The sequence below is a fragment of the Actinoallomurus vinaceus genome (assembly GCF_039542055.1).
Classification (GTDB): domain Bacteria; phylum Actinomycetota; class Actinomycetes; order Streptosporangiales; family Streptosporangiaceae; genus Actinoallomurus; species Actinoallomurus vinaceus.
Map to the genome: position 1 here is coordinate 1 of NZ_BAABHK010000041.1, position 6187 is coordinate 6187.

The 6187-nt window shown below is 67.9% G+C and carries 7 protein-coding genes; 3 read left to right on the forward strand and 4 right to left on the reverse strand.

The window, feature by feature from the left end:
- Positions 1-317 precede the first annotated feature (317 nt).
- The gene (locus tag ABEA24_RS53180; RefSeq protein WP_345444706.1) at positions 318-515 is read right to left on the reverse strand and encodes a hypothetical protein; all 198 of its coding nucleotides are present in this window, start codon (positions 513-515) and stop codon (positions 318-320) included.
- 143 nt (positions 516-658) lie between these two features.
- Here ABEA24_RS53180 and ABEA24_RS53185 point away from each other — a divergent pair, with 143 nt between their 5' ends.
- Positions 659-853: a hypothetical protein gene (locus ABEA24_RS53185; protein WP_345444709.1), complete on the forward strand. Its 195-nt coding sequence runs from the start codon at positions 659-661 to the stop codon at positions 851-853.
- Between the two features lie 163 nt (positions 854-1016).
- On the forward strand, positions 1017-2258 hold the full coding sequence (locus ABEA24_RS53190; protein WP_345444711.1) for a hypothetical protein: 1242 nt from the start codon (positions 1017-1019) through the stop codon (positions 2256-2258).
- Here the strand turns inward: ABEA24_RS53190 and ABEA24_RS53195 are convergent.
- Genes ABEA24_RS53195 through ABEA24_RS53205 form a run of 3 tightly spaced genes read right to left on the reverse strand, consistent with a single transcriptional unit; the run spans position 2176 to position 4051 of the window.
- On the reverse strand, positions 2176-2874 hold the full coding sequence (locus tag ABEA24_RS53195) for a hypothetical protein (protein ID WP_345444714.1): 699 nt from the start codon (positions 2872-2874) through the stop codon (positions 2176-2178). The genes ABEA24_RS53190 and ABEA24_RS53195 overlap by 83 nt on opposite strands.
- Positions 2871-3452, reverse strand: coding sequence for a hypothetical protein (locus ABEA24_RS53200; RefSeq protein WP_345444716.1), 582 nt, complete (start codon positions 3450-3452; stop codon positions 2871-2873). Before ABEA24_RS53200 ends, ABEA24_RS53195 begins: the two co-directional genes overlap by 4 nt.
- Complete coding sequence (locus ABEA24_RS53205) at positions 3449-4051, reverse strand: hypothetical protein (RefSeq protein ID WP_345444718.1); 603 nt, start codon at positions 4049-4051, stop codon at positions 3449-3451. Before ABEA24_RS53205 ends, ABEA24_RS53200 begins: the two co-directional genes overlap by 4 nt.
- 112 nt (positions 4052-4163) lie before the next feature.
- Here ABEA24_RS53205 and ABEA24_RS53210 point away from each other — a divergent pair, with 112 nt between their 5' ends.
- On the forward strand, positions 4164-5477 hold the full coding sequence (locus ABEA24_RS53210; protein WP_345444721.1) for a S8 family serine peptidase: 1314 nt from the start codon (positions 4164-4166) through the stop codon (positions 5475-5477).
- The last annotated feature ends 710 nt before the right edge of the window (positions 5478-6187 follow it).

Genomic DNA, 6187 nt, shown 5'->3' on the forward strand with positions numbered 1-6187 from the left:
ACGTGTCAACCGCCACCGCCAACGTGTCCGACAGCTCAGAAAAGCCCCGGCCCGACTTCGTCCACGACTCGAAATTGACGTCGTAACCCGTGGTCACCACGCACCCCCGTCAAACGAGCCCACACGCCAGGGGCATCCGTTGCCGGTCGACCTCACACGCCGTGGACGGGCACGCCAAAATCGCGAACCACGCCCGAGGAAATTCCCAAACTCGTCATTCACCCAGCACTACACCCACATAGTGCTTGCGTGACCGTGAATGGTCCCGGTGTGCTCGGCCTGCTCGTAGGTCTTCGCCGTCGCTTGAAAGTCGGTCGTCATGCCGCGCATCCCTTGGGCGCAGCCGTCCAGCGCTCTCGCATGAACGGCATCATGATGATCTTCGCCAGGCCGTCACGGGGCGTCGCCGTCGTGCTGACCTCGTCGAGTGTGCGGCGCATGTCCTTGGGCTGTTCGACCCGCCCGGAGCAGGCTGCCATCAGCTCTTCGAGCGATGTGCGAAGCACTGCCCTCATGCCCGCTCGCCTCCGATCACGTCGAAACGCCATTGACCTTAAGACAGACTCGTCTGCTCCGCGATCGGTTCCCCTCTGTCCCCTTTGCCCCCAAAGGTGCCACGCCGAGCATAAGCTAGCCGTCGATACGAAGGGAAACTCTCATGGCCGAGCTCTCCGAGGACGACCGCCGCATCCTCGACCGGCTACGTCAGGCCGCGGCGGAGCGGGACGCGATCGCGCCGCAGGAGCGGATCCCGGTCGAGCAGCCCGAACGGTTCGCCTTCCTGATCGGGATGGACGACCAGGGGAACCTCTTCCGCCCGCGCGATGACCGGTCCGAGGCGGACGGCGACTGATCCGCGCGTACTCTCTTACTCCCGCACCGCGTTCCGGCCAGGCCGGTCGTGACGCCGAGACCACCATCAACGTCCCCCTGGATCCATTGTGAACCCGGAATCGCAAGCCCCTCCATCGCCGCGCCGCGGGCCGGGGCGGCGCTCGGCCCTGGCCACATCCCCGGTGATCCTGCCGTGGGCCACGCTCCGCCTGGCCGGCCGGTTCGTGCTGCCGCTGGCGCTCTGGTACACGGTCGGTCAGGCGCTCCGGTACGCGCTGTTCTACAGCGGTTATCGGTTCGGCCTGCACAACGCCGTCGTGCCGGTCTTTGTGATGAGCTTCACCGTGCTGGTCACGCTGTCGGTGACGGTGCTCATGGTCCACAGCGTCAAGGACGGCCTGCCCGCGGTCCGGGAGCATGAACTCGACGAGTCCCTCGCCCCATGGGCGGTGCAGGACGAGGAGACCATCCTCGACGCGCTGGCCCGTGCGCTGCTGCCCTTCATGATCTTCTACCTGGCCTGGAACTGGTTCACCGACGACGCGCGTGACTACTCGCAGAGCGTCACCGGCCGCGGATTCGGAGAACAGGGCATCGGCGGGCAGCTGACGGCCATGAAGTCGATCAGCGCCCTCGAGCGCCACATGTACATCGCGATCGCGCTGACCGCCGTTTTCCTCATCGCCAAGTTCATCGCCGAGCGCGTGGTGGAACCGCGGTGGGCGCGAACGGGTGGGATGCTGATCGCCTTTTGCGAGGTCAACTGGACGCTGTTCGGCCTCTTCACCGTCAACCAGGCCCGGAACGCCGGCAACGACTGGCTGCACGGGCGGGTCGCGTGGGGATGGCTGACCGACCTCACCGGCCCTCTGTTCGGCTGGGTGGGCGCGCTGTGGCCGTCCTTCAAGGAGGCCGTACTCGGCTCCCTCGTATGGCTGGTGATCGCGGGAGTGATCCTCGGGGTCGACGCCGCAGAGGAGGCCGCGCTCGGCAGCGGCAGACTGGCCCGGCGGATCATCGCGGCCAGTGGCATGGACCGGCCGCGCACGCCGCTCGAGGTCCTCACCCGGGAGCTGCGCGACAAGTGGCTCCCGACCGTGTACGGGGTCCGAATGATCATCCGGGCGGGGATACTCCCGTTCGGCGTCTTCTGTGCCCTGTTCACCGGCCTGGAGGTCGTCGCGGATCTGGGGAAGCGGGGTGTCTACGACCTGCTCGGCCCGCACCCGATCGGCTGGTGGGAGGCGCGCCTGTCCCTCGTCGACTTCGGTGTCGACTTCGTGCATCAGGTGCTTCGCGTGTGCCTGATGGCGGCGGCGTTCGACCTTGTGGTGGCACGCGTCAATGCGCGAAGACGAGACCGTGCAGTGAGGACCCCGTCTCCGTCGTCGACTTCTGCCATATCGCCAGCAGCACCGAGTTGACCAGGGCGGCCGGCACGTCGGAGGTGACCGCCATCTGGGTGGTACGCCCCGCGACCGGGTCCGGGCCGATCGGCACGCCCGTCCACTCGTGCCCGGCGCCGTCCCGCAGCCGGTAGCCGGTCGTCTTGGCGTTCTTGACCCCTTGGGCATCGAGCGGCCGGACCTGGAGGATCAGTTTGATGTGTACGGCACCGGCCGGTGTCGTCGAGCTCCTCGCGGGCACGGTCGTGTCCCGGCCGAGCAGTCTCCACTGGGCATGGCCGAGCACCCCCGTCTGACCGCGCCGTACGGTCGTGCCGCGCTCCGGTGGTTGCATGTTTGCGGCCTGGTGGCTGTCATCGACCCATTGCACGACCAGCAGGCCGGGTGCCAGGACGAGCAGCGCGGCCGCCTCGATCAGACGTCGGCCGCGCCGTCCCCCCTTCGCCCGTGATGCCGCCACCTCTTCGCCCATGGGCTGGAGCACGTCGGGAACCGTGTCCTCGAGCGGGTCCCGCGTCCCGGGCGGGCGCGGGTCCCGGACGGTGTGCTCGTACGAGTCCCGGACGGTGCGCTCGTACGGGTCGCGGGGCGCTCGCGAGCGCGCCGGTCGCTGATCGTACGGGTCGAACGTCATGTCGTCTTCAGCACGTAGTCGTGGGGAGCGCGGCCGATCAGATCCGCCGCCTTTCGGGCGTCGATGCCCAGGTCCACGTCGACCTCGGCGCTCAACTGATTGAGCAGACTGGACTCCCCGAGGATCAACCGCGTTCCGGCCAGCCGGTCCTTCGGGATCTCGAAGACGTACGACGCGGGAGCCCAGAACATCGGCTCGTAGTTGCTGGTACGACCGGAGACGTCTGGGCGGCCGCTTTCGTCGTACGACAGGCCACCACGCGTGGTCAGCCGGGCGTGCCCGGGCATGAACGGCTTCTGGTTGCTCCTGATCCGCAGGTAGACGATCACGAAGAGGCCGGGGCTGGGGACGGTCGTCCGCTTGAGGATGTCGTCCTTGACGATCGCGGCCGCCACGTCGACCCGGTCGACCTGGACGCTGAAGACGCGGTTGCCGACCACGGTGCCGACGCGGCCCCGGCTCGCGATCGGATCGAGCAACTTGGAGTCCTGGCGCGGCTTGGCACCGTGCAGCCACATGGCGGCGGCCATGAGCGCCACGGCGACGAGCCAGGACACGGCCCTGACCAAGGTGCTCATGAGGTCGCCCCCGCCCGTACCGGAAGTGTCACCTTCGCGGTGACGGGAGAGGTGCTCGTGACGCTCCAGCCGATGTCGTTCGTGGTGAACGCCTGGCCGTACTGCCACGCGCGCAGCGCGAGAGTGACGGACCGCGGCGTCGTCGTCTCGGGGAGCGGCCACACCAACTGGACGGTCACCGGCAGCCGCGGGTGGATCTCGGTGGTCGTGCCGCCGAGGAGGTCGCCGTTCGACTGCGTCATGTCCGGCTTCACGTATTGGCCGGGCTTGGGCTCGGCGACGACTCCGCTCAGGAACGAGATCACGCCCCACGAACGGTCTCCGGTGTTGGTCACGCGCGCCCGTACGACCAGTTTGTTGTCGGCCTTGCCGAAAACCCCGATCTTCAACCGGCCGGTGCGGGCGTCGAGGACCTGCACCTTGAAGAGCCCCTGATCCACCGTCGCACCGGGGGACACCGCGGCCGGCGCGCTCGGACGGGCGCCCAGGCCGCCGAAGGCACCTGTCAGCGCGATCGTGACCGCGACGACGCCGACCACGCTGAGCAGCACCGTCGGCCTCCGGCGCGGTGTGGTTTCGGAGCGGTCGTGGTGGGCCACGAGGTCTGATGCTAACGGGCCGTCTGCCCGGAATGACCGCGATCGGAACCTGTCGTCGCGTCGATCGTCTAAAGTGCGACACTGGTCGACGCATTCCCGGGGGAGGCGACGCATGGGGGCGGTACGACTGGCAGGGCTGGCCGTCGCGGGTTCGCTGGCGCTTACGGTGACCGTGTGCGCACCGGGGGCTCTCGCGCTTCCCGGCCAAGCCAGACCATCACCATCCGCCCATCCTGGAAAGTCTCCGACCAAGCCCACCAAGCCCACCCCCGCCCCGACGGTCACCAAGACCAAGATCAAGACGGCGACACCCATCCCTCCCTGCCCTACCCCGCAGTCCTTCCCGGCGGCGCGCGTTCAGCAGGTGCCGTGGGCGCAGTCGCGGCTCGACTTCACCAGCATGTGGGGCATCACCCGGGGGAAGGGCGTCACGGTCGCCGTCGTCGACAGCGGTGTCAACCAGTCGCACCCGCAGTTGGCCGGCCGGGTCGTGAAGAGCATCGATCTCACTCACACCCACAACACCGACTGCTACGGCCACGGCACCGCGGTCGCCGGCATCATCGCGGCCCAGGACGAGCGCAACAGCCAGTCGATGCCGTTCGTCGGAGTCGCCCCCGACGTCCGCCTGATCTCGATCAAGATTCAGAACAGCGAGACGTCGAACGACGACGGCACGCTGCTCGCCAAGGGCATCATGCGGGCCGTGGACGAAGGGGCGGACATCATCAACGTCTCCGCCACCAACACCGACTATCCCCTCCTGCGGCATGCGGTCGAGCAGGCACGGAAAAAGAACGTCCTGATCGTGGCCTCCGCGGGGAACGTCGAACCGAACAAGAAGGCGAGCGAGCAGGAGGCCTACCCCGCGTCGTACGCCGGCGTGCTGTCCGTCGGCGCTGTGAGTCCCAGCGGTCCGTTGTCCGACTTCTCCAACACCGCGTCCAAGGTGGACGTGTCCGCACCGGGCGAGAGCATCATCAGCACGGAGGGCAGCGGCTACGTCGGCGATCTGAAGGGCACGAGCTACTCCGCGCCGTACGTCACCGGCGTCGCGGCTCTCGTCAAGGCCAACAAGCCGGACCTGACCGCGCCGGAGCTCCTCAAGCGCATCGTCGCCACCGCCGATCACAGCATCGGGACCGGGAGCGGCAGCGGGATGGTCAACCCGCGTGAGGCGGTGACGGCGCTCATCAGCGACACGAACGGCCCCTCCACGTCACCTCGAGCGGGCGCCCAGCCGATCGACATCGGCGGTCCGCCGCCGGTCGATCACCGGACCCGTCATCTCGGTGCGCTGATCGCGGTCTGCGCCATCGGCGGGGCGCTGCTGGTCGCGTTCGCGGGCGTCGTCGTGCCGCTGGGCGCACGCCGTGGCTGGCGACCGGGCCGCGCCAAGCTCCCGCCCGACGACCCCTCGGCCTGACAGGGCGTTTCTCCTCTCCTCTCCGCGGCGCGGCGAGCTCATCCAGCTCGCCGCGCGCTGTTGTCGCGCGCATTCGCTGTTTCTTGATCGATTCACTACGGCGTACCCATTGCGCCATAAATTCGGTGATGGTTTACTTGCCCGAAACATAGTTAACCTCACAGACATAATCTGTGAGGAGCCGAGTGAACACGGACGGGGATCGGGCCTGGTTCTACCGGCCGTTTGGCGGACGCGGGCCCGGCCGAGGTGGTGATAGCACAGGCGGCCATTGGTGAACGACCGCATACCCACGCCGACCGCACGGTAAACACCAGACCCAATGCATGACCCGGCATGACCGGTTCTGGAAGATCATCACCACTGGGCGGTCGAATGACGCGGGCGACCGGTCCGTGCGGCGGAGAAATCGCAGATCAGCGTAAGTGGCGCCACTTACGCGGACTCCGGATTCTCGCCCCCAGGCGTACGACGGCCGTCTGAAACGCAGCGGAAAGCCTCGCGACGCGCCGGCAGGCTCCCGGCCGTGACGGCGCGCCGCGCATCGCGGTGGGGTGCCGCGCACCCCCTGCCGAGTTGGCCTGGTGCGACGAACGTTTGACAGGGGTGACTGTTGGCCGCCGGTTATGAAGCTCATTACGAGTCATGGACGAAGTCGGGTCGGGGCTTCTCCGGGCTGTCGGACACTCTGGCTTCGGCGGTGGACACGC

Coding starts and splice junctions, on each gene's coding strand:
- ABEA24_RS53185 (WP_345444709.1), top strand. CDS start 659: ATGGCCGAGCTCTCCGAGGACGACCGCCGCATCCTCGACCGGCTACGT.
- ABEA24_RS53200 (WP_345444716.1), bottom strand. CDS start 3,452: ATGAGCACCTTGGTCAGGGCCGTGTCCTGGCTCGTCGCCGTGGCGCTC.
- ABEA24_RS53180 (WP_345444706.1), bottom strand. CDS start 515: ATGAGGGCAGTGCTTCGCACATCGCTCGAAGAGCTGATGGCAGCCTGC.
- ABEA24_RS53210 (WP_345444721.1), top strand. CDS start 4,164: ATGGGGGCGGTACGACTGGCAGGGCTGGCCGTCGCGGGTTCGCTGGCG.
- ABEA24_RS53195 (WP_345444714.1), bottom strand. CDS start 2,874: ATGACGTTCGACCCGTACGATCAGCGACCGGCGCGCTCGCGAGCGCCC.